Genomic DNA, 14,642 nt, shown 5'->3' with positions numbered 1-14,642 from the left:
AAAATAGGGGCTAGGGAGAACCAGGTTTCACGGTTGTGTTGGGCGACACAAGCGTATGGCTTCTTATCTCACTGTACTGGTTTGACTATAACCCGTTGCCGATCAAAATGAAGGGTGCCCAGTAGTAGGGATGGCTGAGGCGATCGCTCACCTGTGATGGCAGATTATTCTTAATCCGTTGTGCTACTCCTAGTCCTCGCTGTTCACCCAAGGCTTGATAGTCGCCTGTGATCAGAGCAATTTGTGATTGTCGCAATGCTTCGGCTTTGGTCATTTTGTCATTCTGCAAGGCAGCATAGAAGGCATCCATCAAGGCTTGGGTACCACCATCACTAACTTTCCACAAAGACGCGATCGCAGCCCTAGCTGAAGTTTGTTGCATCTGGTAACCAAAACCGAGAATTTCTTTGCCGTCCCCCAACTTATCTCCTAATCCCGTTTCACAGGCTGAAAGTACAACCAAATCTACATTCGGCAGACGCCACTTTTTCACATCTCGGAGGGTTACGCGATCGCCATTCCCAAACAGAATAAATGACTCTTCTGGTTGTCCGGCAACAAAAGCTGCATGAGTTGCTAGATGCACAATGGAATAATCATTCATCTGCAAAACAGTATCTCGATTAAATTGCTGGTCTAATAATTTGGTTGTATTAGGAACGGTTTGACCCAGACTTTCCACTTCACGACCCGCATAAGGTAATCCGGAGAAGTTAAACCGTTCGTTGCCCACATTAAAGCTATAGTTACCTTGAGTGAAAGCCGCTGCTAACACTTGCAACTGACTCGGCGGTTTAGTGTTGAGTTCGGTCAAACTGACGGCAGTTATATTATTAATACGGAAGCGTTGGACTAGCCATTGATTGCCGTCATGGAGGGCAGCAAGTGGGATGTAACGCAGTTGTCCATCAGGGGCGTAGATGATGGTTTTGGTTTTGGCTTGAACTAAGTCATTTTCTAGGGGTTTGATTAACCAATCGTAGAGCTTTCGAGCGGGAACTTTGGCGTCATGGATAGGTGCTGTTAACGCTGAACGAAATTCAACAATGGCTTGGTTGAATTCTTCTCGTTTGACAGGAACGGTATAGCGTAGTGGAGGTGTATCAGGAGTGATTAACACGAGTTCCAAGCGCTCGGGCAGTATCAAAGGATAAAGAATGACGGCATCTTGCTGAAGTTTTTTTAGGTTGTCTTGTAAGGTTGTGGCATAGGCATCCAAGTCCACAGTCTGCCCTCTTGTGGATTGCTTGAGTTGTGTTACCCATTCTTTTACTTGTGGGCTTACTATAAATTCATTGAACTGTTGGGTAATTTCCTGCTCTATTTTTCTCAGTTCGAGGATACGCTGTTTTTGGGTTTGCGTTCTGTCGGAAATGGGAATACTTTCGATTTGGGCAAGTTCTTTGCCGAGGGCGATCGCTTGATTCATAATTGCCTCGCTCCCTTCTCGAATTTGCCGTTCTGGAGGGCGTTCAGCAACACCTTGAGCCGTATTATCGCTGCCTCGGACATCGCGCAAATAGTCTTCAAGTTCCTGCACTTTGAGTAAATCCAGGACTCGTTGGGCTTCGAGGATGCGGTTTTGTTGGAGGAGAAGATCGGCTAAATGGCGATAATCTTCAGCAATAGTTTCGGTGTAGGATTGCTGAAATTCTGAGGGAAGCCCCTTGATGTTATTCCGAAGTGCTTCTCTGGCATTGACAGATTGCTTGAAGAACACAATGGCTAATTCGGGTTGGTTTTGCTTTTCTAGTAAATAACCAATATTTTTGAGAGCGTGTCCTACACCTTCCTGGTTGCCAATTTCCTGAGCAATCACCAAGGCTTGCTGATATAAATCCCAAGCTGATTCATAGTTCCCTAACTCATAGTAAGCTTTTCCAATATTATTAAGAATTGCCCATTCTGATGGCTTATTACCGAGTGGTTTGATCAGAGCGAAAGCCTGCTGCAAGAACTCCAACGCTGATTCAGGCTTTTCTATCTTAAGGTAAACAAGCCCCATACCATTGAGTGTTGATGCTCCCAGGGCTTTTGTGTCTGTTTTTTTCTCAATTGTCTTGAGAAGTGCCAAGGCTTTCTCATGGAAATCTAAGGCTAATTCGTATTGTCCTAATCTGTAGTGAATCGCCCCAATCGCGTTGAGACTTCTCACTTCCAATCCGATGTTTCCACTGCTATCCAAGTCAGCTTGGGGGGTTTTAGCGAGTTCTAAGGCTTCTTGATAAGACTTCAAGGCTAGTTCATATTGTCCTAGCTTCTGGTAAAGCTCTCCCATGTTGATCAAGATTACCCATTCATCCTCTAGAAAACGTAATTCATCGTCCGCTACTAAGGCTTTTTGATAGGACTCCAAGGCTAGTTCATACTCTCCTAGATAGGTGTAAGTTAACGCAATTTTGTTGAGAGTGACTGCTTCTAATTCCGGCTTACCTAGCTCACGCAGTTGCTTCTGAATAACCAGGACTTGCTGAAACTTCTCCAGGGCTTCTCGATATTGACTGCGCTCGAAAAGCTGAGTACCTTGATCGTCGTAAATTCTCCGGATCATCTTGAGGTTGATTTCTTCCCAAACAACATTGCCAAGTTCCTGTTGAATGGACAAAGCTTGCTGGAAATAAGCTAACGATTGTGGATACTCTTGCTTGCTGTAATAAACATATCCAATGTTGTGGAGGGTTACCCCGACACCTGCCTTGTCACCTATTTCCTGATAGATCAATAAGGCTTGCTCAAATTTTGCTAGTGCTTCTTCATGGTTATCGTTAACATTCAGACGTTCACCTTCTTGCAACAGTTGATCGGCTACAGCTTTCCTATCTTGAGTTGTTTGTGCCGGTGCGGTAAAAAGCTCAATGTTACCTAGTGGCAACAGGGGAGATGTTAGAGAAAGCAGTAGAGTAGCAGTGGCAAGGTTGAGATTTCCAAGACGCAGATGCATGAATCCAGTCCTCCAGTAATGAGGAAAGCAGGTTGTTCGCTCTACTGTTTATATCCCTCATCAATGGAGGATTTATGCAATAAGTTTTGCGATCGCGTTAGGGCTACTGCTAAAGTTATAGCTGTCGCCATAAAGCTTAGGACAGATTGAACGGCTGTAAACGACCACGTACCAGTAAAAAACATAATAGCCTTCTGCCTTCTGCCTTCTGCCTTTTGCTATACAACCCCTTGCCAATCAAATATTATTCAAGTGAGGCAGATTGCAAGTGTGACTATAGCTTGCAGCTTTCGATACGAGAGAATACTTCTTGACTGACTTCAGGAGCTGCACCTGACCAATGCATACCTAAAAGACACCATTGAAGTGTGAGTATGCTTAACCATGCAGGATAATCGGAACGACAAGATTCTGGCACTCCCAGTTTTATGTAAGTTACCGGAAGGTGTCCTTCTCTTCCACGCGGATTAATAATTAGCGGGTCATAATTCAATCGTGCATCGTCTCTGACAGTCCAATCTACGCGACGAGCAAAGCGATTATATACTTCCGATTCAACATTATATGATAGTATCTTGGGTTGACGGCTCACCTCTTTATATATCTGTTCGTAGAGTTTCTGTTGAACGCTAAATCCATACTTTCCGCTACTATAAGCTAACCACAAACTGTTAATTGTGCGGAGGTCTTTGCAGGGAATCATTTTCATATTTCCTTTGGGGAGGTATTCATTAGGGTTTCCTTTTGCAAGCCAAAAAAGTTTATCGCTTGTTTCTCGATCAGCGGCTTTAAGTCTTTGCTTTGCCAGTAGATTGGCTAGTTTGGTGTAGTCGGCTCCTACTTCCGATGCTTCAGAGCCAGTAGTAGGGATATTGAATGAAGTTGATGAAAGACAAGATTCAGATTGCAGGCCGATAGAACACCTGACTTCTTTATTGGCAATACCAATTCCTATCAGGGCGATCACAATAACCACAAGCCCCAGAGCAATTTTTCTATTCATAAACCACTATGAAATAAATAATTGATGCCGCCATAAGCAATCAGTCTTAAGCTTACACATATCTAACCTGTCTTGACAGCATTCCTCCCTGAAGTCAAGCAATGAGAGTTGTTGCATAAATCTTAAAGCTAGAGGTGATAAGTACTATATCTACACAGATATAGACATTACTGATAAGGGTGCATTTACCATGAAATCGACTAGTGCAGTGGCTCTGATACTTGGTATGTGGGTGTTCAGTAGCTGGGGATGGGGAGTTACTCAAGCTGCCGAACCTAGTCAAGGGAGTTCTTTTGAAGAATGGTGTCAAAAGAAAGCAAGTTTGTCAGCCCAGCGTCAAAAAACAGTAGAGGTGCTGTTAGAAGAAGCAGGCACAAGCGATTGTGAACTCGCTGCAAAAAATCTGTCTAGTGGTACGGAAATGTACCTGATAAGTCGGCAAATCACAGATTTAACCCCTCTGGCAGGGTTCACAAATCTGGAGGTGCTTATCCTAGATAGCAACCAAATCACAGATGTAACGCCTCTAGCAAGACTTACAAATCTGAAAGATCTTACCCTTGCAGGCAGCCAAATCACAGATTTAACACCTCTGGCAGGACTGACAAAACTGGAGGTGCTTTATTTAGAAAGTAACCAAATCAAAGATATTAATCCTCTAGCGGGACTTGCAAACTTGAAGACGCTTCAACTCATGTACAACCAAATTGCAGATCTCACTCCTCTAGCAGGACTCAAAAACCTGGAGGCGCTTCACCTCAGTGGCAACCAAATCACAGATATAACGCCTCTAGGGGGACTCAAAAACCTGAAGGTACTTAACCTCGACAATAACCAAATCACAGATATCACTCCTCTAGCGGGACTCGCAAACCTGGATTCGCTTTACGTTCCAGGCAATCCAATCACACAGCGAACTTGCCCCATTACTGACCGAAATGTTTGCCAGTTTTAAGAACTTGCTGAGACAGTTGAGCTGAAATTTCCCGAAAAATCTAGAGACTACCTATGGAGGATTTATCAACTATGAAACTGACTAGCGCAATTGTTCTGACGTTCAGCTTATGGGTGTTCAGTAGCTGGGGATGGGGAGTTACTCAAGCTGCCGAACCTAGTCTAGGAAGTTCTTTTAAAGAGTGGTGTCAAAAGCGAACCAGTTTGTCAGCCGAGGCCAGAAAAACAGTAGAAGTGCTGTTAGAAGAAGCAGGCACAAGCGATTGTGAACTCGCTGCCAAGGATCTGTCAAGTCGTACTGAGCTTTCCCTCCCGGAAGCCCCAATTACAGATCTCAGACCTCTGGCGGGACTCACAAATCTGAAGGAGCTATTCCTAACCCTCAACGAAATTACAGATGTCAGCCCTTTAGCAAGACTCACAAATCTGGAGAAGCTTTTCCTCAGCCAAAATCCAATTGCAGATGTAACGCCTCTGGCAGGACTCACAAACCTGACCGAGCTTGACCTCCACGGCAATAAAATCACAGATGTCAGCCCTCTAGCAAGACTCATAAATCTGAAGGATCTTCGCCTCAACAACAACCAAATTACAGATGTCAGCCCTCTAGCAAGACTCACAAATTTGTGGGTGCTTTACCTCAGCTACAACCAAATCACAGATATCAGTCCTCTAGCAGAACTTACCAATTTGAGGTTGCTTAACCTTACAGGCAATCCGCTCGCAGAGCAAACTTGCCCACTTTCTGCTCGTCGAACGGTTTGCGATTTTGAGAAGGAACCGTGGGTACACTAAGCTTAATCGAACTGGAATGATTAGGCACAAACGCTATTAAACAAATTGCGATCGCCCAAGCTACTTCTTGCATAACTGTTAAAGCTACAGGTGATGGGAAATATATCTAATTAGTAAGTAAAGGTCTCTAGCAATGAAGCTAAAAACTCTTGTAACAATCGTCACTTTAACCGCTTTTTCCATTCTCCTGACTGAATCAATAGCCTATCCCTGTGAGCAGGAAGACAGTACTCCGGCTCAAACCTTAAAAACGATTCGTGATGACCAATCAGGTTTAGTGTTTGAAGTAGCCAGTAATTATCGAGCAGTGCCGAAAAGTCAAACAGAGGGTGGAGTATGGAAAAAAATTTATATTCTGGAGCCTACTGCATACTGTTACTTACAGAGTTCTGAATCAGAAGCTTTAATGGGAGCTAACTATGTTTTAATCGAACTCTTTAGTGGCGATATAAAAGCTTTTTTGAATGACTTAGGCCAAGAACCTTATGAAGAAGTCTCAATTAACGGAAGCAAGGCTTTAGTGGGAAACCATATTGTTGCGATTAATCACCCAAATGGTCAATATTGGGCAATTATTCATGATACAACATCAGCCAATCTAAGCTGGGCATCAGATTTTACTCAATTTTCGCGTAACAACCAAATTTTACTCAACCAAATTTACCAGTCTATTCAGTGGAAGAATTATTAAACGAGTACAACTTTATTGAGCAGAGTCAAAGATAAATGAAGAAACATCTCAGTTGCATTGCACTCGCGATCGCCTTTGGAATAAGTCCTCATTTTGCTTATGCACAAACTCACTCACATCTAACCGATGAAGAACTCCAAAAATTGATGCCTGACTTTCAGCGTCAAGTTGACTATTGGAATCAATATGAGGAACCTCAACGTCAGAGCGAAGCCAAGGCGTTTGCAGAAAATTGGTCACGCCGCGATCCAACGGTAGCTCCTTTTTTGGGAACATGGGCAGGATGGGAACAAACAATGGACATTTATCCTTCAACAACAGAGGGTCAGGTCTGTATTATTTACACAGACGATACTGCACAAGTAGTTAGCTTTGCGTTAGGCAATGTTTTGAATCAGCGAATTTATGATGGCAGTGGAGTCACTTTTCGGCAGGGAAATTATTTGGCATCTGCATGGAACAACAACAATCCTACGAACGAAGCAGGCGTTGAGGCTTATCGTTTGATTGCACCGGCTAAAGTGCCAACCCGTGCATACTGGAGGGATTGGGATGAAAGCGATCGCGTAATTGAACAATTTAATGCAGCAAGCTGTATTGCCGAAGCATCCAATGAAGCCTTAGAGCAAAGGAATTCCACAGCCACTCAATCACCAACGGCTCAAGCCGACAACTTGAGCATTTCAACAACAGACCTTTTGCAAAAGTCGATGGACGCCTACAGACTGAAGTCTGAGGCTATACAAACCTCACCCGCCTGCGCGGGTTTTAGGACAGTCCGCGTAGGCAGACTTCGTTTTTGGACGCGCGATTATCAATCGCCAGGTATTTTTGCAAGAGGTCTAACAAGTTTGCCTCCTTCAATTACCAGGGAGGCTGACTCTAAAACGTCCATCGTTCAAATAACTGAAATTGCCGACTCCACTTCTGAAGCTGCTAATCCTTTTGAGTTGATGCAATCAGAAGGCTTTGGAGAATTAAAACTCGATTTGACAGCCTCACAAGTCTTAGAAATCTTGGGAATTCCAGAAACGAAAGGCGAGATTGTGCGATGGGGAGCGGACGGACTTTATCATCAAGACTGGTACTATCCTCAACAAGGAATTACTTTAAACATGGCTTCAGAAACACCAGGAGAAAGACAGACAGTTTTTAATATTACGCTAACTTCACCTTCAACACTTAAAACTCAGCGTGGGATAAGGATTGGCGACTCTTACACTGAGGTAATGCAAGCGTATAAAGATGAGGAAGATCGGGAAATGTCTATTCCCTATGAATCTTTCATAGCTGGTTCGATTTATGGAGGTCTAATATTCTCGTTTCAAGATAGTATTGTTAATCAAATTTTTCTAGGTGCTGCGGCGGAATAGCTTGGGTGTGAGAAAATTACGAAAAATTATCTAGGTAAACATCATGAATAAGACGATTGCACGAGTCTCTAAAGTTTTTGGTTTAGGAGTAGTTATTATTGTCCTAACGTTTTTAGCTTTAGAGAGGGCGACTGGCATAAATTTTGCCAAAAACTTTGATCAAGAACGTGCAGAGCTAATATTAAAAGAGAATCTCAAGAAGTGTCCGAAAGTCATTTACACAGGAAGTGAATATGGAGAAGGAACTGTAACGGTTAAATGCAGTAACGGTAAAGCCTACGTAATATATCACCACATCTCTTGTGAATCCCACAATTCTAGGAATTCAAATTTTCTGTTAGATTTTATTGGTGTTTCTGATTCGAGCATAACAGAAGTAGACTTCAATACGTTACAATCCAAGGGGCAGTAGGGGCGTAGCATTTGGGCGACAATAATCTTCTACAAATGGCGATAATACGTGACGTGGATTGAGCAGGATATTTTTATGTGCTTTTAATCCTAATAATAACCCTAGTAATAGGTATGGCTAAACAGTTCAGACGCCCGAATTTAAGTTAGAAAACTAACCATCTATGCAACTGGGTATTATCTAAATACTAACTACAAAATTATCTCGTACAAATTATTTTATTTTTACAACCATTCGTATCACTCTTATAGCCATGCTCTCAATTACCTACCTAACAACCACTTTTACTTCTATTGTAATCCTAGGGATAGCCTGTGCTTTCCCTCAAAAAGCTAAAGTTCAGACGTTTGCCAGTGAGCAGTGATGTGGTTGCTGGATGAAAGACTTGTGAGGTTTTCAACTCACTAAATCGCTCCACCCCAAACCACCCGTAATCCCCAGAACACAAGTAAACTCAGCAGCGCCAACCAATCCCCCCACCGTAGGCGTAGTTGGTGCCACTGTACCCGATGCTCATTGGGACTAGTAAATCCCCGCACCAGCATGGCACTGGCAATTTGCTCAGCTCGTAATAAAAGATTTTCCAGCAGTCGTTCTGCCACCAGTAACCACACTTGAAAACTTTTACGGATGCCCAATTTTTTCCAATTGATGGCACGGGTATACACAGAACGAACCAAATTTTGCACTTCTTCCAACACCAAGGGAATAAAGCGCAAAGAGAGGGTTAATGTCAAGGTAATTTCCGTCACGGGTACCCCCATCCGCCGCAAAGGTCGCATCAAGCTTTCTAAACCCGCCGTAATTTCTTCCGGTGCAGTCGTGAGCAGGAACAGGGTACTGCTGTAGATTACAGTAAAAAGTAGTGTACTGACACGAATTGCCAGGTCTAAAGAGCGGCGAGTTACGGTAAAAGGGCCAGCCTTCCAGAGTACATAACGATAACGAGTTGGCTGTGGTAAGGGCTTCGGTGGTTTTGTAGCGGGTGTGCTAGGGGAAGGCTGTTCTCCAAAACCAAAAGGGTTATACCAGGGTCTAGGCTGAGGGACTTCGATAGGAAGGTTGGCGGGTTGCTGAGTATAGGTGGGTAGCCGTGGCTGACTGTCAATAGAATAACCATCAGGGGCGATCGCGGTTACAATCAGCACAAAAAACGACAACATCAGTAGCCAACCCATTTGCTGACGCCACACACGTAACGGAATCGCTGCCGAGAGGGTAAGCAAAATTAACAACGCCACCAGCGCTACACGCCAGTAGGGATTGGCTAACAGAGGAGCCACGAGAAAGCTCATCAGCCAGATAAACTTCACCCTAGAGTCTAGGTGATGGAGCCAGGTAACGGGTTGTTCCAGGTACAGCCCCAGGGGTAGCGATCGCAGTAAATCCATTTGTCTCTATACCCGTGTGGCTCGGTTGGCATTGCTCTGGATATTGTTCCCAACCTCACGGGCTTTCTTACCCCGCCACAGCAAGCGGATTGGTGTCCCAGTAAAGCCCAAATGTTGACGAAACTGACGCTCGATATAGCGGCGGTAGTTATCGTTAAAGCGCTTAGGCTCGTTGACAAACAGAGCAATCGTGGGTGGCTGACTGGCGACCTGAGTACCATAGTAAATTTTGCCCTGCCGCCCTTGGCGAGAGGTGGGGGGAGAGTGCCAGCTTACGGCTTCTTCTAGCACTTCGTTAATTACCGAAGTGGTCACACGACGACGATGTCCCTCAGCGGCGGTATCGACTAAATCCAAAATCTTTTCCACCCGTTGTCCGGTCTGAGCACTGACAAAAATGATCTCGGCCCAATCGACAAAACTCAGGCGGTCTTTAACCAGTTTTTCCTGTTCATAGATCGTGTGGGAATCTTTTTCAACGGCATCCCATTTGTTCACCACAATCACAGCCGCACGTCCTTCTTCGGCAATTCGCCCTGCTAGTTTTTGGTCTTGCTCGGTTACTCCATCCAGGGCGTCAATGACCATTAACACCACATCGGAGCGGCGAATCGCTTTAAACGCCCGATTAATACCAAAGAATTCCGGGCCGTAATCCACATTCTTCTTCTTACGAATTCCCGCCGTATCAATCAGGCGATAGGTTTTGCTTTCACCCTCCTTTTCTGCCTTACCCGGTCGTTCTACGACCATATCAATCGCATCGCGGGTAGTGCCAGAAATAGGACTAACGATCGCACGATTTTCCCCAGTAAAGGCGTTCAATAAGCTGGACTTGCCTACATTGGGGCGTCCAACAATGGCAACTTTAATCTCAGAGGTTTCTGACGGGATTTCTACCGGTTCCAGGTGAGTAATTAGCTCATCGAGCAGTTCTCCAAGACCATTGCCATGAATCCCGGAGACAGGGAACGGTTCGCCTAATCCTAATTCCCAAAACTGAGAGGATTGGATAATGCCCTGCTGTGGCGATTCGCATTTGTTCACGGCAAGGAAAAAAGGCACGGATTGTTGGCGTAACCATTCCGCGATCGTTTCATCTGCCGGTGTCGGCCCCTCCTGACCATCCACGACGAATATGGCTGCACTCGATTCAGCCAGCGCCGCCATGGCCTGTTCTCGGATCAGGGGCAAGAATTCGGTGTCATCATCAAAGACTAAGCCACCTGTATCGACAACCAGGAACTCGCGATCTTGCCAGAAGCCGGGGCGATACGTGCGATCGCGCGTTACCCCAGGTTCATCATGGACAATCGCATCGGTTACGCCTGCCAAACGATTGACCAGGGTTGATTTGCCCACATTCGGGCGTCCTATCACAGCAACAATTGGCAGAGCCATAACCGCATTCCTTGAGCAAGCAGAACAAAAAACCAGACACAAGTTTTGTGTCGGTACGCTCTCATTGTAGCTAGCCGTTGCCGCAAACTTTATCGCTTCAGGGGCGAGAAGACCGAATAAAGGATGGAAAGTCAACAGCCCCACTTCTGGAATTCGTTCTCCTATGCGATTAGCTGCTGCTCCACTTAGGGATGAGGGATGAATGCAGTTTAATTTTTAAAGGGTTCTCCAATCAGTAAATAAGATTCGTTTTCTTGTTGAACAACCTGCTGTTTCCAAATCATTTTTTCCGAAGAGTCTTCAAACAAAAGAAGTAATCTTTGGTTGGATTGGTTTTCTGTGGGTTCGCTCATGGCATAAATATTGATGTAGTCTGGTCTTAGAGAATTTTTTGACCGAGCAATTCCTTTAATATCAAAGCTGGGTTTTTGGTTTTCTAAAATTTCCAATAGAGTAGATTCAAGCCCAATTAATTCAGGAAATGCTAAAGTTACTTCTCGACCAATTTCCACATCCCACGGATAATCAGAGAATTTTTTTACATCTGGAGAAGCCTCCAAAATAATAAAATTCTTATCAACGATAATATGTTCAATTTCATGTAATGCTAATAGCTTTATCAACATGGGACTCAATGAAGAATCCGATTTCTGGGTCTCTTTCGGCAGCGGCTTCAAACGATAACCCAAACTATGAACGGTCTGAATGACATCTTCTGCCCCTGCATCTTTGAGTTTACGTCGCAGTCCTTTAATATGAGTTCTTACGGCACTTTCGCTGGGAATTGTATCAAAAGACCAAAGACGATCAATGATAAAAGATGGACTTAATACCCGTTTCGGGTAATCAAAGAATAGCTTCAAAAGTTCATACTCTTTGGGATACAATCGCAGGGTTTGTCCTTGGTAGCTGACTTCACAAGCTTCTGGCTCTAAGCGTAAATCCCCCCATTTATACATCGGTCTATGTCTCAATAAAATGCTAGTTCGCGTGAGCTAATAAAAGTAGTTGGTTTTGGAGAAGGTTGTCTTTTATGTTCTCTATCGTTATGCCAAATCTCACCAACCTGGCAAAATTTTTGCAGGAAACTAACCTATCTTATATTTGAGTTGGTTGCGAACACTCGAATCCATGTTGAAGTTTGGAATATACCTCCCGTTACAGTTGTGTCTGCCTGACAGGCTGGTCACACCCTCAGGATTGGGCAAATTTTCACAAAATTATCATATACCTAGTGTAGGGTGGCTATCACTTTAGAAAGAAACTACATAGATCACCCTAAGGTTGTGAGCCGCACTCAGGAAATAAGAACTTATCCTCTGTGGATAGTCATCAGCTTAGAAAACAAAACTTAAGCTTTGCTGTTACTGAGTTCTTTCAGGTCATAATCGACCATGAGTTCAACCAGACGGTTAAAGGTGGAATGGGGCTTCCAGCCTAGCTGAGTTTGGATTTTATCGATGCAGCCGACTAACTGTACGGGTTCATCCGGTCGGTAAAAGGCTGGGTCTACGGAAACATAATCTTGCCAGTTTAGACCAACACAGTTAAAAGCACACTCGACTAACTCTCTGACGGAGTGGGTTTCACCGCTAGCAATGATGTAGTCATCGGGTTGCTCGTGTTGCAACATCATCCACATGGCATAAACAGCATCCTGGGCATAGCACCAGTCGCGACGTGCATCCAGGTTACCCAGTTTTAATTCTTGGGCAAGACCGAGTTTGATCATGGCAGCAGCGCGAGTGATTTTGCGAAAGACGAATTCTGCACCGCGTCGGGGAGATTCGTGGGTGTAGGTGATGCCGCAGCAGGCGTAAAGATTGTACTGTTGCCGATAGTTAATGGTCATCCAGTGGGCGTAGGCTTTAGCAACGCCGTAGGGGTTGCGGGGACGAAAGGCGGTGCGTTCAGTTTGAGGGGATTCATCGGGCTGACCGAAGACTTCACTACTGGAGGCTTGGTAAAATTTGGCGTCACTTTTGCAGCGGCGGATGGACTCTAGCAAACGGGAGACTCCGAGGGCGGTGTATTCGGCGGTGAGGGAGGGTTGTGTCCAGGAAAGGGGAACGTAGCTTTGGGAGGCGAGGTTATAGATTTCGTCGGGTTGGGAGGCGGCGATCGCGTCCATGAGGGAACATTGATCGAGAAGATCGCCCGAGAGAATTTGGACGTTGCCCGATAGGTGACTGATGCGGCTGATGTTGCCGGAACTGGAACGGCGGACTAATCCATAGACTTGGTAACCTTTGGATAGGAGGAGTTCGGCTAGGTAGGAACCGTCTTGACCTGTTAATCCGGTGATTAAAGCTTTTTTGGGCACGGTTTTCTGCTGGATTTTCTGTTAGTAATCAGCGGATTTTTGATTTCCTCTCATCTTAGTCAGAGATCACCAATCACTGGCAACTGGTATTCTGACTCATCTTAAGAATTTTTAGAAAGAATTTTCTATATTTCTATTTGTTATAGGTAGCGTTGAAGAACTTCGACAGTGGCTTGTCCTGTTTTTGCCCAGCTAAATTGGCTGGCGCGGTTGAGACTCAGGGCACGTAGGCGCGATCGCAATTCTGAATCCGTTGCTATGGCTTGCATGGCTTCAGTGATTTCACCCGCGTTGTAGGGATTGATGACGAGGGCTGCATTACCCGCCACTTCGGGTAGGGAGGAGAGGTTAGAGGTAATAACAGGGGTGCCGCAAGCCATGGCTTCTAGAACAGGGAGTCCAAAGCCTTCCCAGAGAGTGGGGAAGACAAGTGCGATCGCTTGGTTGATGATGGTTGGTAGTTGGTTGTAAGGAAGGTAGTCCAGGAATTTCACCTGATGGGTTAAACCGAGTTGGTCGGCTTGATCTCCAAGTTTGGGCGTGTAGCGTTGATCCGTTGAGCCTACAAGCCAAAGTTCATAGTCATGGCAATTAGGAAGGGCTGCAAAGGCATCTATCAATCGATGTAAATTCTTATAAGGGTCGTGCCGACCGATGTAGAGAAAGTAAGGGCGATTCCTTGAAGCTTCTCCCTCCCTCGGCTCATTGGAAGAATCCAAGGATAAACGCTTTTCCTTGTACTCCCCTGTTAGGAAGGGGGGTTGAGGGGGTAAAGGAGAAGTTACTTCACTGAGTCGCTCCAAACAGCGAAAATGGTTGGCGTCGTAAGCCAGGGGAATGGGTGTGATTTTTGCAGAGGGGATATGGAAAAAGTCGGTAATATCTCTAGCTGTAGCAGTGGAGTTGCAGATAATATGTTGAGCTTGGGCAAGAACTTGGGGAATGTAATAGCGGAAGTAGGGTGTTAGGGGTGAGAAGCGTCGGGGAAATCGCAGGGGAATCAAGTCGTGAACCATCACCACGTAACGGCAGTTAGTGTAGAGTGGGGCTTCGGGGATGGGGGAAAAGAGAAGACGCGAGCGTAACGTGTTATAAATTCGCGGCAACTGTAGCTGAGTCCATAAGAGGCGGCGAAAGTGGCCTTTTGTTCCTTGTTCTGGTGTTAAGTTGCCAGGAATTGAGTAGCAGGTATAGTCACTTAGAGGCATCCAAGTTGAGACAGTTGGCGAAATTAGTAGTGTAGGATTTAGCTGTTGTAAATGAGGCAACAGATTGATGGCATAGGTGCTGATACCAGTGGGTTTGGAAAATAGAACAGATAGATTAACTAAAGTTTGATCATCGGTCATTGGTCATTC

At 45.0% G+C, this 14,642-nt stretch carries 13 protein-coding genes; 5 read left to right on the top strand and 8 right to left on the bottom strand.

The window, feature by feature from the left end:
- Window positions 1–85: 85 nt before the first annotated feature.
- The 3 genes from MIC7113_RS25415 to MIC7113_RS25410 form a co-directional block, all read right to left on the bottom strand.
- Window positions 86–2,941, bottom strand: a complete 2,856-nt coding sequence (locus MIC7113_RS25415) for a CHAT domain-containing protein (protein WP_015185070.1) — start codon at window positions 2,939–2,941, stop codon at window positions 86–88.
- A gap of 41 nt (window positions 2,942–2,982) precedes the next feature.
- A complete protein-coding gene (locus tag MIC7113_RS36850) occupies window positions 2,983–3,126 on the bottom strand; it encodes a hypothetical protein (protein ID WP_015185069.1) in 144 nt (47 codons plus the stop codon).
- Window positions 3,127–3,215: 89 nt separating this feature from the next.
- On the bottom strand, window positions 3,216–3,944 hold the full coding sequence (locus MIC7113_RS25410) for a GUN4 domain-containing protein (protein ID WP_015185068.1): 729 nt from the start codon (window positions 3,942–3,944) through the stop codon (window positions 3,216–3,218).
- Window positions 3,945–4,134: 190 nt separating this feature from the next.
- On the opposite strand from MIC7113_RS25410, the gene MIC7113_RS25405 reads away from it, so the two are divergent.
- The 5 genes from MIC7113_RS25405 (at window position 4,135) to MIC7113_RS25385 (ending at window position 8,169) form a co-directional block, all read left to right on the top strand.
- Window positions 4,135–4,899 carry a leucine-rich repeat domain-containing protein gene (locus tag MIC7113_RS25405; RefSeq protein ID WP_015185067.1) on the top strand — a complete coding sequence of 255 codons (765 nt, stop codon included), beginning with the start codon at window positions 4,135–4,137 and terminating at the stop codon, window positions 4,897–4,899.
- Window positions 4,900–4,970: 71 nt separating this feature from the next.
- On the top strand, window positions 4,971–5,693 hold the full coding sequence (locus MIC7113_RS25400; RefSeq protein WP_015185066.1) for a leucine-rich repeat domain-containing protein: 723 nt from the start codon (window positions 4,971–4,973) through the stop codon (window positions 5,691–5,693).
- 133 nt (window positions 5,694–5,826) lie between these two features.
- The gene (locus tag MIC7113_RS25395) at window positions 5,827–6,384 is read left to right on the top strand and encodes a hypothetical protein (protein WP_015185065.1); all 558 of its coding nucleotides are present in this window, start codon (window positions 5,827–5,829) and stop codon (window positions 6,382–6,384) included.
- Between the two features lie 35 nt (window positions 6,385–6,419).
- Window positions 6,420–7,757: a hypothetical protein gene (locus tag MIC7113_RS25390; protein WP_015185064.1), complete on the top strand. Its 1,338-nt coding sequence runs from the start codon at window positions 6,420–6,422 to the stop codon at window positions 7,755–7,757.
- A 43-nt stretch (window positions 7,758–7,800) separates the two neighbouring features.
- Complete coding sequence (locus tag MIC7113_RS25385) at window positions 7,801–8,169, top strand: hypothetical protein (protein ID WP_015185063.1); 369 nt, start codon at window positions 7,801–7,803, stop codon at window positions 8,167–8,169.
- 404 nt (window positions 8,170–8,573) lie between these two features.
- Here the strand turns inward: MIC7113_RS25385 and MIC7113_RS25380 are convergent, their stop codons facing one another.
- From MIC7113_RS25380 to MIC7113_RS25360, 5 genes are all read right to left on the bottom strand, one after another.
- Window positions 8,574–9,560, bottom strand: a complete 987-nt coding sequence (locus tag MIC7113_RS25380; RefSeq protein WP_015185062.1) for an energy-coupling factor transporter transmembrane component T family protein — start codon at window positions 9,558–9,560, stop codon at window positions 8,574–8,576.
- Between the two features lie 6 nt (window positions 9,561–9,566).
- Window positions 9,567–10,961, bottom strand: a complete 1,395-nt coding sequence (gene der / locus MIC7113_RS25375) for a ribosome biogenesis GTPase Der (RefSeq protein ID WP_015185061.1) — start codon at window positions 10,959–10,961, stop codon at window positions 9,567–9,569.
- A gap of 209 nt (window positions 10,962–11,170) precedes the next feature.
- Window positions 11,171–11,920 carry a winged helix-turn-helix domain-containing protein gene (locus tag MIC7113_RS33830; protein ID WP_015185060.1) on the bottom strand — a complete coding sequence of 250 codons (750 nt, stop codon included), beginning with the start codon at window positions 11,918–11,920 and terminating at the stop codon, window positions 11,171–11,173.
- A 392-nt stretch (window positions 11,921–12,312) separates the two neighbouring features.
- A complete protein-coding gene (locus MIC7113_RS25365; protein ID WP_015185059.1) occupies window positions 12,313–13,284 on the bottom strand; it encodes a GDP-mannose 4,6-dehydratase in 972 nt (323 codons plus the stop codon).
- 140 nt (window positions 13,285–13,424) lie between these two features.
- Window positions 13,425–14,633, bottom strand: coding sequence for a glycosyltransferase family 4 protein (locus MIC7113_RS25360; RefSeq protein WP_015185058.1), 1,209 nt, complete (start codon window positions 14,631–14,633; stop codon window positions 13,425–13,427).
- Between the last annotated feature and the right edge of the window lie 9 nt (window positions 14,634–14,642).

Source organism: Allocoleopsis franciscana PCC 7113 (genome assembly GCF_000317515.1).
GTDB classification, from domain to species: Bacteria; Cyanobacteriota; Cyanobacteriia; order Cyanobacteriales; family Coleofasciculaceae; genus Allocoleopsis; species Allocoleopsis franciscana.
Note: the sequence above shows the minus strand (reverse complement) of the source record. Positions and strands in the feature narration are given on the sequence as shown.